The sequence below is a fragment of the Pelagibacterium lentulum genome, from assembly GCF_003992625.1.
GTDB classification, from domain to species: Bacteria; Pseudomonadota; Alphaproteobacteria; order Rhizobiales; family Devosiaceae; genus Pelagibacterium; species Pelagibacterium lentulum.
On the sequence record NZ_RZMW01000043.1, the window covers coordinates 136,188 to 156,607 of the forward strand.

The 20,420-nt window shown below is 57.3% G+C and carries 16 protein-coding genes; 3 read left to right on the forward strand and 13 right to left on the reverse strand.

Features of this window, described 5'->3' with window-relative positions:
• The first annotated feature begins 89 nt into the window (after window positions 1-89).
• Window positions 90-1,007: a hydrogen peroxide-inducible genes activator gene (locus EO133_RS17585; protein WP_127073958.1), complete on the forward strand. Its 918-nt coding sequence runs from the start codon at window positions 90-92 to the stop codon at window positions 1,005-1,007.
• A gap of 2 nt (window positions 1,008-1,009) precedes the next feature.
• Here the strand turns inward: EO133_RS17585 and rarD are convergent, their stop codons facing one another.
• The 3 genes from rarD to ettA form a co-directional block, all read right to left on the reverse strand.
• On the reverse strand, window positions 1,010-1,957 hold the full coding sequence (gene rarD, locus EO133_RS17590; RefSeq protein ID WP_127073959.1) for an EamA family transporter RarD: 948 nt from the start codon (window positions 1,955-1,957) through the stop codon (window positions 1,010-1,012).
• An 84-nt stretch (window positions 1,958-2,041) separates the two neighbouring features.
• Window positions 2,042-2,875: an alpha/beta fold hydrolase gene (locus tag EO133_RS17595; RefSeq protein WP_127073960.1), complete on the reverse strand. Its 834-nt coding sequence runs from the start codon at window positions 2,873-2,875 to the stop codon at window positions 2,042-2,044.
• A gap of 90 nt (window positions 2,876-2,965) precedes the next feature.
• Window positions 2,966-4,621 (reverse strand): energy-dependent translational throttle protein EttA, encoded by a 1,656-nt coding sequence (ettA, locus tag EO133_RS17600; RefSeq protein WP_127073961.1) that lies wholly within the window; start codon window positions 4,619-4,621, stop codon window positions 2,966-2,968.
• A 113-nt stretch (window positions 4,622-4,734) separates the two neighbouring features.
• On the opposite strand from ettA, the gene EO133_RS17605 reads away from it, so the two are divergent.
• Window positions 4,735-5,643, forward strand: a complete 909-nt coding sequence (locus EO133_RS17605) for a TolB family protein (RefSeq protein ID WP_127074044.1) — start codon at window positions 4,735-4,737, stop codon at window positions 5,641-5,643.
• 13 nt (window positions 5,644-5,656) lie between these two features.
• Here EO133_RS17605 and EO133_RS17610 read toward each other — a convergent pair whose 3' ends face one another.
• From EO133_RS17610 to EO133_RS17625, 4 genes are all read right to left on the reverse strand, one after another.
• A complete protein-coding gene (locus tag EO133_RS17610; RefSeq protein ID WP_371870917.1) occupies window positions 5,657-6,400 on the reverse strand; it encodes an ABC transporter permease in 744 nt (247 codons plus the stop codon).
• Between the two features lie 74 nt (window positions 6,401-6,474).
• Window positions 6,475-7,266: an ABC transporter ATP-binding protein gene (locus EO133_RS17615; protein ID WP_244640688.1), complete on the reverse strand. Its 792-nt coding sequence runs from the start codon at window positions 7,264-7,266 to the stop codon at window positions 6,475-6,477.
• A gap of 67 nt (window positions 7,267-7,333) precedes the next feature.
• Window positions 7,334-8,362: an ABC transporter substrate-binding protein gene (locus EO133_RS17620; protein WP_127073963.1), complete on the reverse strand. Its 1,029-nt coding sequence runs from the start codon at window positions 8,360-8,362 to the stop codon at window positions 7,334-7,336.
• Between the two features lie 160 nt (window positions 8,363-8,522).
• The gene (locus tag EO133_RS17625) at window positions 8,523-8,987 is read right to left on the reverse strand and encodes an Lrp/AsnC family transcriptional regulator (protein WP_127073964.1); all 465 of its coding nucleotides are present in this window, start codon (window positions 8,985-8,987) and stop codon (window positions 8,523-8,525) included.
• 127 nt (window positions 8,988-9,114) lie between these two features.
• Between EO133_RS17625 and ald the strand changes: the two genes are divergently transcribed.
• On the forward strand, window positions 9,115-10,230 hold the full coding sequence (ald, locus tag EO133_RS17630; protein ID WP_127073965.1) for an alanine dehydrogenase: 1,116 nt from the start codon (window positions 9,115-9,117) through the stop codon (window positions 10,228-10,230).
• A 180-nt stretch (window positions 10,231-10,410) separates the two neighbouring features.
• On the opposite strand, the gene EO133_RS20590 is transcribed toward ald, so the two are convergent.
• The 6 genes from EO133_RS20590 to glgB all read right to left on the reverse strand — a co-directional run bounded on the left by EO133_RS20590 (window position 10,411) and on the right by glgB (window position 20,368).
• Entirely contained in the window at window positions 10,411-11,247 is an 837-nt protein-coding gene (locus EO133_RS20590) for a hypothetical protein (protein WP_244640685.1), read from the reverse strand.
• 475 nt (window positions 11,248-11,722) lie between these two features.
• The gene (gene glgX / locus EO133_RS17640) at window positions 11,723-13,738 is read right to left on the reverse strand and encodes a glycogen debranching protein GlgX (protein WP_127073967.1); all 2,016 of its coding nucleotides are present in this window, start codon (window positions 13,736-13,738) and stop codon (window positions 11,723-11,725) included.
• An 11-nt stretch (window positions 13,739-13,749) separates the two neighbouring features.
• Complete coding sequence (locus EO133_RS17645; protein WP_127073968.1) at window positions 13,750-15,381, reverse strand: alpha-D-glucose phosphate-specific phosphoglucomutase; 1,632 nt, start codon at window positions 15,379-15,381, stop codon at window positions 13,750-13,752.
• Window positions 15,378-16,817 (reverse strand): glycogen synthase GlgA, encoded by a 1,440-nt coding sequence (gene glgA, locus EO133_RS17650; RefSeq protein ID WP_127073969.1) that lies wholly within the window; start codon window positions 16,815-16,817, stop codon window positions 15,378-15,380. Before glgA ends, EO133_RS17645 begins: the two co-directional genes overlap by 4 nt.
• Window positions 16,817-18,088: a glucose-1-phosphate adenylyltransferase gene (gene glgC / locus EO133_RS17655; protein ID WP_127073970.1), complete on the reverse strand. Its 1,272-nt coding sequence runs from the start codon at window positions 18,086-18,088 to the stop codon at window positions 16,817-16,819. Before glgC ends, glgA begins: the two co-directional genes overlap by 1 nt.
• Before the next feature lie 78 nt (window positions 18,089-18,166).
• On the reverse strand, window positions 18,167-20,368 hold the full coding sequence (gene glgB, locus EO133_RS17660; protein WP_127073971.1) for a 1,4-alpha-glucan branching protein GlgB: 2,202 nt from the start codon (window positions 20,366-20,368) through the stop codon (window positions 18,167-18,169).
• Window positions 20,369-20,420: the final 52 nt, after the last annotated feature.

Here is a 20,420-nt window from a genome sequence, read left to right on the forward strand (position 1 = left end):
ACGCGAGCCATATCAAGTTGCAAATTGATAAATCTGACGCAGACGATTAGCTTGACTAATAGAGGAAACTCATCCTATACGATAGACTTATGCACATATTGACGCTGCGCCAACTTCACTACGCACAGATCATTGCCGAAGAGGAACATTTCGGGCGAGCAGCAGCGCGTTGCCATGTGACCCAGCCCGCACTTTCACAGCAGATCAAGCTGCTCGAAGAACGCTGCAATGCAACCATTTTCGACCGTCTAGGCAAAACGGTTCGCCTGACCCCATTTGGCCGCGATTTTCTGGCCCATGCCAACCGCGTCCTCAGTGCCGCAAGTGAACTGGAGGCCTTTACCGATATGGCGGCCGGCCACCCTGCCCGCCCGTTGCGGTTTGGATTGATCCCGACAGTCGCGCCTTATCTCCTGCCAAACATATTGCCCGCTCTAGGCGCTCAGCTCCCCAACATTCATTTCTCCATCAGCGAAGGCAAGACCGAGAGACTGGTGACGGGCCTGGTCGACGGCAATCTCGATCTTGCACTTGTGGCAACCCAGCCCACCCAGTCCAATCTCGAAATCTTGACGCTTTTCGCCGATCCATTTGTGTTGGCAACCCAGCGTGACGCCGATATTTCCGAGCCGGTGCGGCTCGACAAACTGCCGCGCGATCAGTTTCTCCTGCTCGAAGAGGGCCATTGCCTGCGCGACCAGATGGTGGATGCCTGTGCGCTCAAGCCCGAACAGCAGGGCCGAACCTTTGCCGCCACATCGCTGACAACGATTCTGGAACTTGTCGCCAACGGCTATGGAGTCACGCTGCTGCCAGCGATCAGCCTCAAGCGCGAGGAAAGCAACCCTCGCATTTCCATTCACACACTGGGCGCGCCCGGCGCATCTCGATTGCTAAAGCTCGTTTGGCGGACAGGTTCGCCCTATGCCGAGTTATTCCGCTCCATCGGCGCGGTGGTAAAGGAAGTCGGTGAGGCCAGTCTTTGCACAGCTATTGACGCGACCTGATTTCAGGCGGCAACAGAGCGGCCACGCGCACGGAACGATCCATAAGAAAAAATCGCCAGCGATACCCAGATCAGCGCAAAGCTGAGAAGGCGCAGCGGCGAAAGCTCCTCACCAAACAGCAGCACCGCCGACAGAAACTGCAGCGATGGCGCGATATATTGGAACATGCCGATTGTAGAAAGCCGCAATTGCCGCGCTGCAAAGGCGAACATGACCAGCGGAATAGCCGTAAGCGGGCCAGTCAGAACCAGATAAAGCGTGGTCATCGGATCGCTGTAAAAAGTCGGCTGCGGCCCCAGCAGCAAGTAGATGAGAAAGGCGAGGCTAAAGGGAACGAGAATTGCCGTCTCAATCGCCAGGCCCGGCAGCGAGCCGACATTCACCGTCTTGCGCACAAAGCCATAAAAGCCGAAGCTGAAGGCTAGAACGAGGGAAATCCACGGCACGGTCCCCAGCCCAAAAGTCTGGATGCCGATGGCAACCAGGGCAACTGCTATAGCTATGGCCTGGGTGCGCGACAGCCGCTCTGACAAGAACGCCATGCCGATGGCAACGCTCACGAGCGGATTGATGAAATAGCCGAAACTGGCCTCGAGCACCCGCTCATTGTTCACTGCCCAGATGAAGGTGAGCCAATTGATTGCAATCAGAACCGCAGAGACGCCCATCAGGGCGAGTATCCGCCAATCCTTCAATGCGACGACAATCTCGGCAAAGCGCTTACGCAGAAACAAAATTGCAGCCACGAAAATCAGCGAGAACACAATCCTGTTTGCAACGACGCCCACCGCATCGACATCCTCAAGCAGCTTGAAGAACAGCGGCAGCAGACCCCAGAATGTATAGGTGAACAGCGCCGCCATGACGCCCAGGCGTACATCGCCGCCCGGCCCTGTAGCACGGGGAGATTGCACGCCTTTGGCGGCAGGTGCGCCTTCAATCGATGTCATGGGATTGGCCTTCAGAGTCCTCTTGAATACAGACTCTATCGTCTCGTCACGATAAGGACCAGCAACAGTTTTTGATCGGTTCGATCAGTTCTCGTTAGGCTCGGCACCGGTGAGCGTGTTGAGAAATTCCAGCAACAAGGGATTGAACAGATCCGGTCGTTCGAGACTGGGCAGATGCGCCGTACCCTCGATCACCACCGCAAACGCATTTTCCATGTCTTCGGACAAATCGTCATGCCGGTTGATGACATGAGGGAAATCTAGGTCGCCAGAGACAAGCAGGGTCGGCGTGTCGATCCCGGCAATATCGTCAACTGCGGATTCGGGCATCTCCTCGCGCGTCAGGCGTGGTTTGCGCAGCAGATTACCGTTCATTGTCTTGAACAATTCACGCACGGGCCCGGAAACCCGCCCGCTTTGCGATAGCGGCCCATCGAGCCACGCGTGAGCTTCCACCGCGTTGATCGCATCGAAATCGCCGCTCTCGCTCACAGCCTCCATGGCGTGAACGATCCGCATAACCTCGGTGGGAAAGACCGGACGCCGCGCCCCGGAAATCGACGTGCCGATCAGGACCAGTCCTGCAACCCGCTCGGGATTTGCAAGCGTGAAGTCTATCGCCAACGCGCCACCACGCGAGGAGGCAACGATTACGGCTGCATGAATTCCCAATGCCTCAAGCACTGCCTCGAAATCCTCGAGATGGGAAAAGCTCTCATCGGGCGCCTGTGTGCCCCCGAAGCCGCGCCGGTCGTAGGCTATCGCCCAGAACCCCGCTTCTGCCACGACCTCCATCTGGCTTTCCCACATGCGGCTGTCGCAAACCCCGGCATGAAGAAAGACGACAGGAATCCCCTCCCCGGCTTCGATACCGGAAAAAATCACATCGTCGATTTCGAGGGTGAAAGGTTCAATCATCAATCATCGCCCAAGTAATCGAAATTGAGAAAAGGCCGGGCTGGCAACACCCGGCCTTCATGACTGCGAAATGCAGAACAACAGTATAGCCTACCGCGTCAGCGGCTTGTAGGTCACACGCTTGGGATTAACGGCGTCGGGGCCAAGGCGCCGTATCTTGTCTGCCTCGTAATCCTGGAAGTTGCCCTCGAACCATTCCACATGGCTGTCGCCTTCAAACGACAGCATGTGCGTGGCGAGCCGGTCGAGGAACATGCGGTCGTGCGAGATGATTACGGCGCAGCCGGCGAACTCTTCGAGCGCCTCTTCAAGAGCCGCAAGGGTTTCGGTGTCGAGATCGTTGGTCGGCTCGTCGAGCAGCAACACGTTGGCGCCAGACTTGAGCATCTTGGCAAGATGCACGCGATTGCGCTGGCCACCCGAGAGGGTTCCGACAGGCTGCTGCTGATCGCCGCCCTTGAAGTTGAATGAGGATGTATAGGCGCGCGAATTCACCTCGCGCTTGCCCAGCTTGATGATGTCGTTTCCGCCCGAAATTTCTTCCCAAACGGACTTTTTCGGATCGAGCGTATCGCGGCTCTGATCGACATAGCCCAGATGCACGGTTTCCCCGATGGTGATTGAGCCACTATCGGGCTGTTCCTGCCCGGTGAGCATCTTGAACAGGGTCGATTTACCCGCGCCGTTCGGCCCGATCACCCCAACAATGCCGCCCGGCGGCAGCTTGAAGGAGAGATCGTCAATCAGCAAACGATTGCCATAGCCCTTGCGCAGGTTCTCAATGTCGATGACGTTCTGGCCAAGCCGCTCGCCTGCCGGGATAATAATCTGGGCAGTGCTGGACTGGGTACGCGCCTCGTTGATCTTGACCAACTCATCATAGGCACGAATACGCGCTTTGGACTTGGTTTGGCGCGCCTGCGGCGATTGGCCAAGCCATTCCTTTTCACGCTCGAGCACTTTCGCCCGCGCCGCATCTTCGCTCTTTTCCTGCCTCATCCGCTTGGCCTTGGCGTCCAGATAAGCGGTGTAATTGCCCTCATAGGGGATGCCCCGGCCACGATCGAGTTCGAGAATCCAGCCTGTTACATTATCGAGGAAGTAGCGGTCGTGGGTGATGATCAGCACGGCACCGGGAAATTCGCGCAGGTGCTTTTCCAGCCACGCCGTGGTTTCGGCATCCAGATGGTTGGTCGGTTCGTCAAGCAGCAGCAAATCGGGAGCCGACAGCAGAAGCTGGCAAAGCGCCACCCGGCGCTTCTCACCGCCAGAAAGGCTGTCGACGCTCGCTTCCGGCGGCGGACAGCGCAAGGCTTCCATCGCCATTTCAACCTTGGAATCGAGATCCCATAGGTTGTCCGCATCGATCTGGTCCTGAAGCTGTGCCGCTTCATCGGCCGTTTCGTCGGAATAGTTCATCATCAATTCGTTGTAGCGGTCGAGGATAGCCTGCTTTTCCTTGACCCCGATCATCACATTCCCGCGCACATCCAGGGCGGGATCGAGCTGAGGCTCCTGCGGCAGATAGCCGACCTTGGCGCCCTCGGCTGCCCAGGCTTCGCCGGTAAACTCGGTATCGATCCCAGCCATGATCTTGAGCAGTGTGGATTTACCCGCGCCGTTCGGCCCCAGAACGCCGATCTTGGCATCGGGATAAAAGCTCAGATGGATGTTATCGAGAACCTTCTTGCCGCCCGAATAGGCTTTGGACATGCCGTTCATGTGATAGATAAATTGACGCGCCATAAAGCGAGAGCCTCTTGTGATACTGGTCTTTTGGAATCTTGGTGCCGTATTTAGGGCAAGGGGCGAGTTGGTGCAATGCCTCACCGCATCAACCAATGACGAGACAAATTTCAATGTATCAAACGGTTTCCGGCCATTTCAAACCTTTCGACCGCGATCTTTTGCCCGGACAAGCGGCCGAACTGCGCATTATCGCCATCGACGGAACACGGGAGCGCCTGGTGCTCAAAGCCGATCAGGTGATCGAGGCGCCAAACTGGACGCCTGATGGCAATTGGCTAATCTTCAATGCCGGAGGACAACTCTGGCGTATTCCGGTCGACGCAAGCGCTGGCCCGACATTGATCGATACGGGTGGGATTGATCGGCTCAACAACGACCACGTTCTGTCCCCGGACGGGCAGACCATTTACGCAAGCAATGGCGATGGCCATCTTTATGCCATTCCAGTTTCAGGCGGAACACCCCGCAAGATCAGCAACGACCACGACACACCCTTCCATTATTACCTGCATGGCATTTCGCCCGACGGCAAAACGCTTGCCTATGTGGCAGTCGAAGGAAGCGGCGATGAAAAACGCATCAACATATTCACCATCCCCGCCAAGGGTGGGGCTGATACGCGGCTGAGCGACATCGACAAGCCCAATGACGGACCCGAATATACTCCTGACGGGCAATGGATTTTTTTCAATTCCGAACGCAACGCGGAGCATCCCGGTCATGCTCAGATTTTTCGGATGCGGACAGATGGCTCAGGTGTGGAACAACTAACCGATGACGAGCGGGTGAACTGGTTCCCCCATGTCTCGCCGGACGGTCAGTGGGTGGTCTATCTCAGCTACCCGCCTCAAACGCTCGGCCACCCGGCCAATAAGGAGATAATCCTGCGCCGCATGAGAACCGACGGCAGCCAGCAGGCCGACGTCGCTGCCTTTTTCGGCGGTCAGGGCACCATAAATGTCAATTCATGGGCACCCGACAGCCGGCATTTTGCTTATGTGACCTACCCCTTGGCGTGATAGGCGCGCCGCTTCAGCCCGCCATGGTCTGACTGCGATGCGCCCAACCGGTTGTGCGCTTCTCAATCCAGGCCATCAGCGCGTACATCGCGATGCCTTCAACCGCAAGCATGATCAACCCGGCCCAGACGAGCGGCACGTTGAACTGGCTTTGCGCTGCGCTCATCATATAGCCAAGCCCGGAATTGGCGGCGACGGTTTCCGAAATAACCGAACCGACAAACGCAAGCGTAATCGCAATCTTGAGCGAGCCGAAGAAATAGGGCATCGAACGTGGAATGCCCACCTTGAGCATGATGTCCATCTTCTTGGCGCCGAGCGCGCGCAGAACGTCTTCGGTCTCAGGCTCGATGGTTGCCAGACCCGTCGCAACATTCACAACAATGGGAAAGAACGCGATGAGAAAGGCGGTGAGGATTGCCGGAACCGTACCGATGCCAAACCAGATCACAAGGATCGGAACGACGGCAACTTTGGGAATGGCGTTGAACCCGACCATGAGCGGATAAAGCCCGGCATAGATCATCCGCGACCACCCGATGAGCAACCCGAGCGCCAAGCCGCCGACCACCGCCATCAAGAACCCAACCGATGTGGTGTAAAGCGTCTGGATCGAGTGGCGCTGGATGGCGCCCCAATATTGGATAATCGCTTCAAAAATCCGGCTGGGCGCCGGCATGATCGTGTGAGAGACGCCCGAAAGCCGGACCCCGAGTTCCCAGATCAGGAACAGCCCGATTGTATAAATCCACGGCATCAGCGGTAGCCAGTCAAATTTCTTGGCTGGCGTTACTGGCAAGGCCGTGGGTGCAGGCGTTGTATTGGAAGCGCTCATGCCACTGCCCTCGCGTCGGCGATTTCGCCGCGCAATCCCTGCACGACATCGTTGAACTCGGCTTCATACATGACGGAAAGGTCGCGCGGACGCGCAAAGCCGATTTTGTGAACCTTGAGGATCTTGCCCGGCCGGGCACTCATCACATGCACATTGTCGGCCAGAAACACCGCTTCACGCAGATCATGCGTCACAAGAACAATCGTGACGTCCTGACTCGCGTGCAGATCGCGAATGACCTGCCAGAGTTCCTCGCGGGTAAAAGCATCGAGCGCTCCGAAAGGCTCATCGAGCATCAACAATTCCGGCTCGTGAATAAGCGCACGGCAGAGATTGGCGCGCTGCTGCATCCCGCCTGACAACTGCCAGGGGTACTTTGAGCCGAAGCCCTTAAGGCCAACCGTTTCGAGAAGGTGTTCGGCTTTCTCGACATACTCTTTCTTGTGCTTACGCAGCCGACGCCGATGCCTTTCAACGATCTCGAGCGGCAAAAGCACATTGTCGAGCGTTGTGCGCCAAGGCAGCATTGTGGGGTTTTGAAAGGCCATGCCGACAATCGAAACCGGCTTGGTCACATGGATTCCCGCAACGGTTACAAGACCTTGCTGTGGAATATGCAACCCCGTCACAAGCTTCATCAGCGTGGATTTCCCGCACCCTGATGGCCCAACCACAGCAGCGAACTCCCCGCGCTCGACCACCATGTTGAGACCGGAAACAGCCAGCGTGCCGTCGGCACCGCCATAGCGCATATCCACATTGTCGATCGTCACCAGACTGGCGCCCATGACATACCCCTTTCCCCCGAAAAATACCGGGCGCGCAACCGCGCCCGGCCCATTCCTTATGCTCGCCTTACGGCAGCATGCGCTCTTCCATTGGCGGCAGGTAGCTTGCGTCAAAGACATCTGCCGCCGAAATATCGCTCTGAATACCGATTGACAGCTTGAGCTGTTCGATCGCGGAATTAAGCCGGTCCATATCGACACCGCCCATGCCGTTTTCCTGCACATAAGCCGTGTTGATATTCATCTCGTTGGCCATCTGCAAACGCTCGAGTTCAATATTGACATCGAGAATTTCGTTGGCAGCGACGACAGCCTCTGCCCCTTGCCGTGGATCGGCAACCGCATCGGCAAACCCCTTGGCCAACGCGCGTAGCATACCTTTGACAACTTCGGGATTGGCTTCGGCGAAATCGGTATTGACCATGATCGCATTGCCATAGAGATCGAGCCCATGATCGGCCATCAGGATCGGAACGATGTCTTCATCTTCAATACCCTGAGCCTTGAGATTCAGGATCACCGAGAAAGCAAAGCCAAAAACCGCGTCGACATCGCCTTGCGCGAGCATGGGCTCACGCACGGGAAAACCGATGGATTCAATGGTGATGTCGGAAGTGTCGATTCCCGATGCCTCGACAAATGCAGGCCACTGCGCAAAGGCACCATCGGGCGGTGGTGCGCCAAGCGTCTTGCCCTCCAGCGATGCCGGATCTTCGGTGACTCCAAGCGAGCGCCGCCCCACCACCGCAAAGGTCGGGGTCTCATAGATCATCATGATCGCCTTGATCGGCTGATCGGGATCTTCATCAAGAAACTTGATAAGCGAGTTGATGTCGCCAAAGCCCATGTCATAGGTGCCGGTAGCGACACGCGGAATGACTTCGACCGAGCCGGCGCCGACGTCAAATGTTACATCCAGCCCTTCGTCGGCGAAATGGCCATTGGCTTGCGCCAGCATGAAGCCAGCGGCCGGACCTTCGATCCGCCAGTCCAGCGTAAATCTAACAGGCGTGTTTTGCCCAAGTGCCGGCGCAACTAGACCCGCTGAGGTGATCAGCGCGCCCGCCGCCAGCGCAAATATTCTGCGATTGAACATGATTTGTGCTTCCCTTGTTTCCCTTGCCAATGGATAGAAGCGCCCATTTTTTTGACTGGCAAGTAAAAAATTCTATTTTGTGAGCACGAAAACAACTTTGATTACCAGTTAAGCACGGCGCCTATGGTGGTCGCTGAATTTGTATGCAACTGGCTTCCCGTCAAACAGGCAGTCCCGCGTAAGGCTTAACCTCGCGGATGCTCATATTGGAATGAACGCGCGCGATTCCCGGTAGCCTGGCCACGAGTTCGCGATGCAATTGGGCAAACGCTTCCGCATCCCGGCACACAACCCGCAAGATATAGTCGGACTGACCCGCCATCAGATGGCATTCGAGAATCTCGGGGATTGCCCGAACTGCGTTCTCGAATGCTTCGAGCACCGGCTCGCTCTGACTGACCAGCGAAACCTCGATAAAAAACTGCATGGCAAAGCCAAGCTGACGACGATCCAGCGTTGCGCCGTATCCAGCTATCAGGCCGCGATCTTCCAGCGATTTCAGTCGGCGATGGCAAGCTGATGCACTCAAACCCACAACATTGCCCAGTTCTGCCATGCTGCGCGCCGAATTGTCCTGCACAGCACGCAATATCTTGCGATCAAGTTCGGAAAGTTGAATTTTCATCAAAACTCTGCCGGAATTTTGCGAATAGCATTGCAATAATAGCGAGTTGAGGTGGAATTTTGCAACCTTTATGCGCGCATTCCGCCCTATTCTGTCCCGACTGACGAAAAAGCAGAGGGGAACAACAATGCGCATCGGCGTACCGAGAGAAATCAAAAACCATGAATATCGGGTCGGCCTGACCCCAGAAAGCGTTGCCGAACTGGCAGGCGCAGGCCACGAAATCCTGGTGGAAACCCAGGCCGGCGCCGGGATCGGCGCGAGCGATGACGAGTATGGTGCGGCAGGCGCAAAAATCGCCCCGGACGCAAAGACGGTTTTCTCGTCCTCGGAAATGATCGTCAAAGTCAAAGAGCCGCAAGCCGAAGAACGTGCAATGCTCCGCGAGGATCAGTTGCTCTTTACCTACCTCCATCTCGCCCCTGACCCCGAGCAAACCGCCGACCTCATAAAGTCAGGCGCGGTCTGCATCGCCTATGAAACCGTGACCGACACAGCAGGCGGACTGCCCCTGCTCAAGCCCATGAGCCAGGTCGCCGGTCGCATGTCGATACAGGCCGGCGCGACAGCACTTGAAAAGGCCCACGGAGGACGCGGTATGCTGCTCGGCGGCGTGCCGGGCGTAAGCCCCGCCAAAGTGACAATCATCGGCGGCGGCGTTGTTGGCTTCAATGCCGCGCAAATGGCTGTCGGAATGCATGCCGATGTAACGATCCTGGACAAGAGCTCGGTCGCGCTTGAGCGTCTTTCCAACCATTTCGAGGCCTCCGCAAAGGTCGTTTTTGCCAGCAAGGCGGCAGTTGCCGAAACGGTGGCGCAATCGGACCTGGTTATCGGCGCCGTTCTTGTCCCCGGCGCCGCCGCGCCGAAAATTGTAACGCGCGGCATGCTCAAAACTATGCAGCAAGGGGCAGTTCTGGTCGATGTCGCGATCGATCAGGGCGGTTGCTTTGAAACCTCCAAGCCAACGACACATGCCGACCCGACATACATTGTCGACGATATCGTGCATTATTGCGTGGCCAACATGCCGGGTGCCGTTGCGCGTACCTCAACCTATGCGCTCAATAACGTCACTCTGCCCTTTGCTCTGGCACTGGCCAACAAAGGGTGGAAGCAGGCGCTCAAGGACGACACGCACCTGCGCAACGGACTCAATATCGCGCATGGACTAGTCACATGCGCGCCGGTGGCCGAAGTGTTGGGGTATGATTTTGTGCCTGGGGAATCCGTTCTGGCCTGAGGTGGAAGAAAAATGGGAACGCGAGGGTTTCGCGTTCCCTGTGGAGGAGCATGGGGCAAACTTGGAGCGGAACGAGCCTTTGCGAGGCGTTGATCTCGCTCCAAGCTCTTGTTTGGTCGTGAGACCGAACCGGAGACACAGCAACTTTTCGCTGCATGATCCTCCGGTCCTAATCGCGCTCTAGCGCACGTAGATCTTCAGCGTACCGCCATCAACGCCAGCGGCGAGAATGTCGCTGGCACTGCGCCGATTTTGCTGAAGCATTGCCAAAACCAGCGGATTGCTGCTGGCCGCGCCGTGGATCGCGCTGATCCCATTGAATTGAGCAAGATTCATAGCCTGATCACGAATGGGACCGCATAGGCCGATAAGCTGGATGTCGACCGGGCCGTTCCAGCCTGCGACCGTACCGACCGCCGTACGCATTTGAGCGATGAGATTGAGCAACGGGGCGGCATTCTGTCCCTGACATTGACCGGGCATTGTGGTCAGCGTCTGCACAGAACCCACGATCGCACCGGGTCCGCCTGGCCCACCGGGTCCGCCTGGCCCACCGGGACCGCCTGGTCCACCGGGACCGCCCGGCCCACCGGGTCCGCCTGGTCCACCGGGACCAGCAGGATCGCAGCTCCCGCCGATCTGAACGCATGCATCGAGCAGTCCGCCGCTGCCGCCCACATTTGCGGTAGCGCTCACGAGACCGCCTCCGCTACCGCTGGTAAGTAAGTCAGCGTCCACGCCGACCAACGATCCGTTTCCGGCACTCACATTGGCATTGGCAAGAGATCCGCCTGACGAGTTGGAGCCGATATTGGCGTCGAGCACATTGCCTCCTCCGCCGCCGAGTCCGAGATTGACCGTACCGCTGCTGCCCGCGCTACCGCTGCCAATGGTAACTAACGCACCGCTGTCCTTGTCGCCAATAATACCCAGCAGACTGTTCTGAGCCATTATCGGCGTTGTTAGCGCACTTACTCCCAAAAGCGCGCCTGCAATAAGTCCTAGTGTTCGATTCATTGAAGCCTCCGTTATGCAATTGCGACCAACCGCTTGGCCGCCTCAAAAAGGCACTAATGAAGCCATACCGCGCCATTTTGACGCATTCAAACTCGAGCACTAGCCGCTCGCCCTTCCGCGCCCCCGGCGGATCTGGCCGCATAAGTCATAACTTATCATTATTTCTCTTTAATAACAATTATATAGCTTGAGCTCTTCACCTCAACTCACTGCGTAGTCAAACTTTAATGATTCCAATCACCTAGCGGCATTCTTTGACAAAATGCCGCAGGACGATCTATTGACAACTTTACTAGATTGTGAATCGAAATTGAAATTTTGAAGCGTTCTTGCAATAGGCAAGTAACCGCATGGCCGGTGCTAAATGGGCGATATCAAAGCGAAATACGGGCATTGACGATATTGCGGTCGCGCAAGACAGCAGGGGGCAGCGGCCCGGCGCGCGTGATTGCTCACCCAACCGACGATTTGGGATTTACTCGGCTTTTGCAGCCAGAATGACCACACTGCGCGAGGGAAGCGTCAAGTGACCGGATTTTATCCCGATGCTGGTATCGGCCGCCGACACAAGCTTCACCTCGAAAGTCAGCCCGGATTCTGCCGGCAGGCTGACTTCGACAGGTTCGTGCTTGCGATTGAACCAGACCAGCATGATTTCTCCCGCCTCGTGTAGAAACATGCCAAGCGTTGACCCATCGGGTTCATTCCAGTCGCGGCTGCTCATCTCCAACCCGTCCGGGCGTAGCCACATGACGTCTTTAAGACCGCCGGTGCGATCGCCGGTCAGAAAATCATCGGATCGCAAAGCCGGATGGGCCCGCCGAAAAGCGCTTAAAGAAGCCACGTAATCGACGAGGGCGCCATCGGCATTTTCCCAATCGAGCCAGGTGATCTCGTTGTCCTGCGCATAGGCATTGTTATTGCCGCCCTGCGTACGACCGAACTCATCGCCTGCGGTCAGCATGGGTGTGCCATGGGACACAAACAGCGTCGCCAGAAGCGCCCGAATGTCCCTGTCGCGGGCAGCAAGAATTGCCGGATCGTCGGTTGGGCCTTCAACGCCATTGTTCCATGAGTAATTGGTTGAGTGCCCATCGCGATTGTCTTCGCCATTGGCTTGGTTATGCTTGTCCTCGTACGATACAAGATCGGCTAGGGTGAACCCGTCATGGGCGGCAAGGAAGTTGACGCTGGCCGAAGGCTTACGCCCGTCATGGTTGAACTGGTCGGCTGAACCCGCTAACCGCGTTGCCAGACCATTGAGCGTAGAGGCCTCTCCTTTCCAAAAGCGCCTGACTTTATCGCGATAACGGTCGTTCCATTCCATGAAAGGTTCACCGAACCGCCCCACATGATAGCCTCCCGGTCCCGGATCCCAAGGTTCTGCAATCAGCAGGCAATCCTTGAGGATCTTATCGGTGCGGATGCGCTCGAGCAGCTTCGCATCGGGCGAAAAGCCATTCATCGAACGGCCCAGGATGGTTGCCAGATCAAAGCGGAACCCTGCAATGCCATATTCAGTCACCCAGTACTTCAGGCTATCAACCACCAGATCCTGCACCGCCGGATGATCGCATTGCAGCGTGTTACCCGTGCCCGCATCGTTGACCATATGCATCTGGCCATCGACTTCCACATGCCGGTAATAGGTGCGGGCATCCAAGCCTTTCATAGAGAGGACCGGCCCATCTGAATCGCCTTCTCCGGTGTGATTGTAAACCACATCGAGCACGACGCGGATGCCGGCCTCCCGGTAAAGCTCAGTCAGCGCGCGCAATTCCTGCGGCCCCCGCGGCATGACGCGCGGATCGGGCGCAAAATACGTGACCGGATTATAGCCCCAGACATTGGTAAGGCCCAACGAGGGCAGGTGCCCATCATCGATCCAGCCAGCCACCGGCATCAGCTCCACCACATCAACACCGATATGCTTGAGGTGGTCGAGCACACGGTGGGTGGTAAGCGCCGCCACCGTGCCGCGTAGCGGCCCCTGCACCGACGGATGCCGCATCGAGAACGGGCGGACATTCAACTCATAGATGAGGTTCGGTCGCTCGGTCGTAAGCTTGGGCTTGTCGGTGTTATAGGGCCCTTGCACGAAAGCCTTGGGCATGACCGGCGCGGTATCAACGCTTTCCGGTCTGGGCAATCGCAGCCTGGGACTGCGTACGAACGTCCTGTCGATCCGGCGGGCATATGGATCGACCAGCAGCTTGTTGGGATCGAAATAATAGCCCTGCGCACGATCATAAGGTCCATCGGCGCGCAAGCCGTATCGGGCACCGGACGTTAAGCCATCGACATGGACCGTCCAGACATGGCCGTCGCCTTTGCTCATCTCGATCTTGCCGGTTTCCACGTCCTGTTCGTCGAACAGGCAGACCCAGATCTTTTCGGCCGTCTCGCTATAGACGCCAAACTGCACGCCAGTATCAGTAACCACCGCGCCCAGTTGCACTGACGGTTTTACGGCCTTCTTGCGTGGCGACATGAAACGATCCGCTATGTAATAACTGTAGGCCCATCCCGGCCGGTACGAGCCTTGATTCCGGCAACAGCATCCGCTAACCCGACAAGATCGGCAAGCGCATCCTGGGTATCCCTGTCATGCACGCCGCTCGCAGGTTCATAACGCTCAAGATAGACACGGATAGTCGCTCCGACTGTTCCAGTACCGGACAGTCGGAAAACTATGCGCGATCCATCGGCGAACCCAATACGAACGCCCTGCCCCTCGGTTTGAGAGCCATCGACCGGATCGAGATAGGCAAAATCGTCAGCCAGAACCACCTCACGCCCCAAAAGTCCGCTGGTGAGCAGTTCGGGAAGTTTCGCGCGCAGGTCCGCCATCAGTTCGTTGGCTGCACCGCTGTCGACTTCTTCATAGTCATGGCGGGAATAGTAGTTGCGGCCATAGGTGGCCCAATGCTCCGTAACGATCTCATCGACCGATTGCTTGCGCGCAGCAAGGATGTTGAGCCAGAGCAAGACTGCCCACACCCCATCCTTCTCACGCACATGATTTGAGCCTGTGCCTGCGCTCTCCTCGCCACAGATCGTCACGCGTCCTGCGTCGAGCAAATTGCCGAAGAATTTCCAGCCCGTCGGCGTTTCAAACATCTCAATGCCGAGCTTTTCGGCAACCCGATCGGCCGCAGCACTTGTCGGCATGGAGCGTGCGATTCCGGCAATGCCACTACTGTAGGCTGGCGCCAGATGCGCATTGGCCGCCAGAAGCGCAAGCGAATCCGATGGTGTCACGAAGCGGTTGCGTCCGATGATGAGATTACGGTCTCCGTCGCCATCCGACGCCGCCGCGAAATCGGGCGCATCGGCTCTCATCATCAGATCATACATATCCTTGCAGTAAACAAGGTTGGGATCAGGATGCCCCTCTCCGAAATCGGGCAGCGGAACAGCGTTCAGCACCGTGCCTTCTGCTGCGCCGAGCCGATTTTCCAGAATTGCCTTGGCGTAGGGGCCAGTCACCGCGTGCATGGCATCGAACTGCATGGAAAAGCCCGACGCGAACATCTCCGCAATCGCATCGAAATCGAAGAGCTCTTCCATCAGCGCTGCATAATCGGCAACCGGGTCGATAATTTCGACCTCCATGCCGGCCACAGATTGCGTACCGAGCGCCGAAAGATCGATATCGGGCGCCTCAACGATCCTGTATGCGTCGATCACCTTCGAGCGCGCATAGACCGCATCGGTGATCTTTTCAGACGCGGGACCGCCATTGGAAGCATTGTACTTGATGCCGAAATCGCCATCGGGGCCACCTGGATTATGGCTTGCCGACAGAACAATGCCGCCCAGCGCCTTGCGTTTCCGTATGACGTTGGATGCGGCAGGTGTCGAAAATATGCCGCCCTGCCCGACGATCATCTTGCCCACGCCGTTGGCCGCAGCCATGCGGATGGCAATCTGGATAACCGTGTCGTTGAAGTAACGCCCGTCTCCCCCGATCACCAGCGTTTGCCCGGCAAGATCAGGCAGGCTGTCAAACAGCGACTGGATGAAGTTCTCGACATAGTTGGGCTGCTGGAAATGGGTAACGCGCTTGCGCAGCCCGGAAGTGCCCGGCTTCTGGTCATCGAATGGGGTGGTGGAGATGGTTTTTGTCGTCATTGATCCGCTGCAAGGTTTTGATAGAGCATGGCGTATTTCCCGGCACTATTGTTCCAACTGACGTCGGTTTTCATGCCTTTACGCTGCATGCGCGACCAGGTTTCCGGTTCGGCATAAAGATTGATGGCGCGCAGAATGGCTTCGCCAAGAGTTTGGGAATCGACCGGCGAAAACTGGATGCCCGTGGCAACTCCTGCTTCTATTGCCGCCTCATTCGCGTCAATAACCGTATCGGCCAGACCGCCGACGCGGCTGACAAGCGGCACGGCACCATAACGCAACCCATAGAGCTGGGTCAGCCCGCAAGGCTCGAAACGCGAGGGCACCAGCATGATGTCGGAGCCGCCCTGCATAAGATGCGACAAGTCCTCGTCATAGCCCTGAACGAAGCCGACGCGCCCCGGATGACGAACCGCAGCATCGGCCATGGCAGCTTCCAGATGTGCTTCGCCTGACCCAAGAACAGCCAACTGACCACCCAACGACACGAGCCAGTCGATATTGGCCGCGATCAGATCAATCCCCTTTTGCCATGTCAGACGGCTAACAAGACCAAAGAGCGGACCTTCGCTATGATCGAGATTGAAGCGGGATGTGAGAGCGAGTTTATTGACCGAGCGCTTCTTGGTATTGGCAGCGGCATAATTGGCGGCCAGCGCGGGGTCCGTCTGCGGGTTCCAGGCCACCGGATCGATACCGTTCAATATGCCATGCAGATCATATCCGCGTTGGTTGAGCAGTCCCTCAAGGCCCATGCCATATTCTGGGGTGCGGATTTCCCGTGCATAGGTCGGCGAGACGGTGGTTATGGCATGTGCGCACTGCAACCCGCCTTTCAGAAACCCCACCCCACCATAATATTCCACACCGTGCATCGTGAAGGCGGCGTCGGGCAACCGCAGATGCGGAAAAATGTCTGCGCCAAACTGCCCCTGAAAGGCAATATTGTGGATCGTGACGACCACTCTTGTCTGCTGGTCCCCACCAAAAGCGACATAGGCTGCCACCATTGCTGCTTGCCAATCGTGTGCATGAATGATCCGGGGACGATAGCCTTCCACCATACCCTTGGCGAGTTCGGCGGCAACCCAGCTCAGGGCGGCAAAACGCTGCCAATTGTCGGTCCAGTCCTTGCCGAAATCGTCGACATAAATGCCGCCCGGCCGATCGAACAGATGCTCTGCATCGAGTACGATAAGATCGAGACCGCCCACGCGTGCCGCGACGAGTTTTGCCGAGCCGCCGAAAAGATCGCCGATCTCGGCAACGACCCGCCCCCGCTTTAGGGCATTGGTGACCGCAGGATAGCCTGGCACGAGCGTGCGCACGGAAATATCGTGCGCCGCCAGCGCCAAAGGAAGCGCCCCGGCCACATCGGCAAGGCCGCCGGTCTTGACCAGTGGAAAAATCTCCGAGGTTACAGAAAGCACGTCCATCATTGGCTTGCGAGATATCGGTTGATCATTGGTTGGGTAATGAGCGTCACGCCGCTTTCGGTGCGCCGGAACCATTTGGTGTCAAATTCGGGATCCTCGCCAACAACCAGCCCTTCAGGAATATCGACGCGCGCATCCACGACTACTTTATTGAGCCGCGCCCCGCGCGCAATGTTGCAGCGCGGCAAGACCACCGCCTCGTTGAGCTCGGAATAGGAATTGACCTTGACCCCGGTGAACAGCAGCGTACGACGCAACTGCGCGCCCGAAACAATACAGTCCCCCGAAACCAGTGAGGAAATCGCATGACCGCGCCGCCCTTCAAGGTCATGCACAAACTTGGCTGGCGGCGTGATCTCGGCATGGGTCCAGATCGGCCATTCACGATCATAAAGATCGAGCTGCGGCGTGATATCGGTCAAATCCACATTGGCTTCCCAATAGGCATCGATCGTGCCGACATCCTTCCAGTACGAAACCTGCTCGTGCTCGGATCGTACGCAGGATCGGGGAAAACGGTGCGCCCATGCCGAGCCGTTTTTGACGATATAGGGGATAATATCCTTGCCAAAGTCGCGGGAGGAGCCCGCAGTCGCAGCGTCCCGGCGCAACTGGTCCATCAGGAACTTGGTCTCGAAAACATAAATGCCCATCGAGGCCAGCGATATGCCCGGCTTGTCGGGGATCGAGGGCGGGTCTTTGGGCTTCTCCACGAAATCGATGATCCGGTCGCGCCCATCCACATGCATGACGCCGAAAGCTGAAGCCTCCTTGGTCGGCACCTCGAGGCAGCCCACGGTTACATCCGCCCCCGTATCCACATGCTGGCGCAGCATGATTTCATAGTCCATCTTGTAAACGTGGTCGCCAGCCAGAACGACGATATATTTGGCGTTGTAATCCTCGATAATATCGATGTTCTGATACACCGCATCGGCCGTGCCCGCATACCAGAGATCCTCGGCAACACGCTGGCTGGCGGGAAGAATGTCGAAGCTTTCGTTACGCTCGGTACGCAGGAAGTTCCACCCGCGCTGCAAATGGCGGATGAGGCTATGCGCCTGATATTGTGTAGCGACTGAAATACGCCGAATGCCGGAATTGATCGCATTGGATAACGCGAAATCGATGATGCGGGACTTCCCCCCGAAATAGACAGCAGGCTTGGCGCGCCGGTCCGTCAGTTCCATGAGCCGCGTTCCTCGTCCGCCAGCCAGAACATAAGCCATTGCGTCACGCGCCAGCGGCGCCGGGTTACTCTTTTGCACCATTTTCCTCTCCTTTGTTACGCGCCCTCAGGGCTTCCCGTCCCTGTTTTTAGGCTTATTATTGTTTGAAAGGCCGACCCCTCAGCCCGGATCAAATTGCAGGATCAATGTCGAAAGCGGCGGCAGCACAATTTCAGCCGTCGCCGGATAGCCATACTCATTTCCTTCTGTCGCGTTGATGACGCCTTGATTGCCTATGTTTGATCCCGAATACCAGCCAGCGTCGGTGTTGATGCGCTCGATCCACCGCCCGGCCGCAGGCATCGGCATTCGGTAGGGCGTACGTGGTACTGGCGTGAAGTTGGAGATCACCACAACCGGCGGGCTGTCCGGAGCATGTCGTGCCCAGGCGATAATCGAGTTGGCATGGTCATTTGCAATGATCCACTCAAACCCCTCCGGTTCACAATCGCGAGCATGCAGCGCCGGCAACTCGCGATAAACGGCGTTGAGATCCGAAACCAGGCGCCGCACGCCTTCATGGGCTGGGGCATCGAGCAGCCACCAGTCGAGCGCGGTAGCCTCATTCCATTCCTCGCGCTGGGCGAACTCCTGCCCCATGAACAACAGTTTCTTGCCGGGATAGCCCCACATGAAGGCATAATAGGCACGCAGATTCGCAAATTTCTGCCAGTCATCGCCCGCCATTTTGGTGAGCAGAGACCCCTTGCCATGCACCACTTCATCATGGCTCAAAGGCAGTATGAAGTTTTCCGAGAACGCATAAAGCAGACCGAATGTCAGGTCGTTATGATGGAACCGGCGATGGACCGGATCACGCTGCATATAGCGCAGCGTATCGTTCATAAAGCCCATGTTCCATTTGAACCCGAAGCCCAACCCCTTGGCATAGGTTGGTGCCGTTACCCCACCCCAGCTTGTCGACTCCTCGGCCACGGTAAAGGTTCCGGCCTCTTGCCCATAGGTTTCCGCGTTGACGCGCTGGAGAAAGGCGATTGCCTCGATATTCTCGTTGCCGCCATGCTGGTTAGGCACCCATTCGCCTTGCTTGCGGGAATAATCGAGATAGAGCATCGACGCGACCGCATCGACGCGAAGACCGTCGAGATGGAATTTTTCCAGCCAGTAAAGCGCGTTGTTGGTGAGATAGCTGGAGACTTCCTTGCGCCCGAAATTGTAGATCGCGGTGTTCCAGTCCGGGTGATACCCCTGTCGCGGGTCCTCATGCTCATAAAGCGCTGTGCCGTCGAACCGGGCCAACCCATGTTCGTCGGTTGGGAAATGGGCTGGCACCCAATCGAGCAACACACCCAGTCCGGCATTGTGAGCAGCATCGACGAACCGCGCAAACCCGGCCGGATCGCCAAAGCGGGCCGTCGGGGCATAAAGCCCGGTCGGCTGATAGCCCCAGCTTGGATCGAACGGATGCTCGGTGATCGGCAACAATTCGATATGGGTGAAGCCCAAATCAGCAACATAAGGGATCAGTTGTTCGGCAAGTTGGTCGTAAGAAAGAAAAGTACCATCCGGCCGGCGGCGCCAGGACCCAAGATGCACTTCATAGATTGACATGGCCTCACGCCGATAGTCGCGTTGCTTGCGCTCAGTGCAATAGGCCCCGTCAGTCCAGTCGAACGGGGCTGGATCGGCCACTACCGAAGCCGTTTTGGGCCGTAATTCAGACTGCTGGGCAAAGGGGTCCGCCTTGAGCGGCAGGCGAGTTCCGTCTTTGCCTATGATCTCATACTTGTATTGCGCGCCGGGCCGCACATTGGGAACAAATATTTCCCATATGCCTGTTTCCATGCGCTTGCGCATGACGTGACGGCGCCCGTCCCAATCGTTGAAACTGCCGACGACACTAACCCGCCGGGCATTGGGCGCCCAGACCGCAAAATGGGTCCCCTCCACCCCTTCAAACGTCATAAAGTGTGCGCCCAGTTTATCGGAAAGGCGCAGGTGCGAGCCTTCCCCGATATAGTAATCGTCCATTGGCCCGAGCACGGGACCGAAGGCATAGGGATCGATTACGTCCCACTCGCCGCCCTCATTGCTGGCGCGATAGCGGATCGGCTGGCGATCACTGACCGAGATTTGTCCCTCGAAAAAACCGGCATCGTGGCGCTGTTCAAGCACTCCAAGCGATTTTCCGGACAGATCGAACGCTTCAAGCGTTTGTGCTCCGGGCACAAAAGCGCGCGCCGCCCAGGCCCTGTCGATCTGATGCAAACCCAGCACGGAGAAGGGGTTATCATGCTGCCCTGCCACGACCTGGCTTATATCCGTCCCGCTTACCTGCCACCCGGATTGCGTTTTTGCCAATGTTCTACTCTCCCCCCTGGCCGAAGCCAGCTCTCATAATTTGATACTATAC

Coding starts and splice junctions, on each gene's coding strand:
- EO133_RS17645 (WP_127073968.1), bottom strand. CDS start 15,381: ATGACGACAAAAACCATCTCCACCACCCCATTCGATGACCAGAAGCCG.
- EO133_RS20590 (WP_244640685.1), bottom strand. CDS start 11,247: ATGAATCGAACACTAGGACTTATTGCAGGCGCGCTTTTGGGAGTAAGT.
- EO133_RS17620 (WP_127073963.1), bottom strand. CDS start 8,362: ATGTTCAATCGCAGAATATTTGCGCTGGCGGCGGGCGCGCTGATCACC.
- glgA (WP_127073969.1), bottom strand. CDS start 16,817: ATGGACGTGCTTTCTGTAACCTCGGAGATTTTTCCACTGGTCAAGACC.
- EO133_RS17610 (WP_371870917.1), bottom strand. CDS start 6,400: ATGCCGTGGATTTATACAATCGGGCTGTTCCTGATCTGGGAACTCGGG.
- EO133_RS17595 (WP_127073960.1), bottom strand. CDS start 2,875: ATGATTGAACCTTTCACCCTCGAAATCGACGATGTGATTTTTTCCGGT.
- EO133_RS17585 (WP_127073958.1), top strand. CDS start 90: ATGCACATATTGACGCTGCGCCAACTTCACTACGCACAGATCATTGCC.
- ald (WP_127073965.1), top strand. CDS start 9,115: ATGCGCATCGGCGTACCGAGAGAAATCAAAAACCATGAATATCGGGTC.
- EO133_RS17615 (WP_244640688.1), bottom strand. CDS start 7,266: ATGGGCGCCAGTCTGGTGACGATCGACAATGTGGATATGCGCTATGGC.
- glgX (WP_127073967.1), bottom strand. CDS start 13,738: ATGTCGCCACGCAAGAAGGCCGTAAAACCGTCAGTGCAACTGGGCGCG.
- EO133_RS17605 (WP_127074044.1), top strand. CDS start 4,735: ATGTATCAAACGGTTTCCGGCCATTTCAAACCTTTCGACCGCGATCTT.
- rarD (WP_127073959.1), bottom strand. CDS start 1,957: ATGACATCGATTGAAGGCGCACCTGCCGCCAAAGGCGTGCAATCTCCC.
- EO133_RS17625 (WP_127073964.1), bottom strand. CDS start 8,987: ATGAAAATTCAACTTTCCGAACTTGATCGCAAGATATTGCGTGCTGTG.
- ettA (WP_127073961.1), bottom strand. CDS start 4,621: ATGGCGCGTCAATTTATCTATCACATGAACGGCATGTCCAAAGCCTAT.
- glgC (WP_127073970.1), bottom strand. CDS start 18,088: ATGGTGCAAAAGAGTAACCCGGCGCCGCTGGCGCGTGACGCAATGGCT.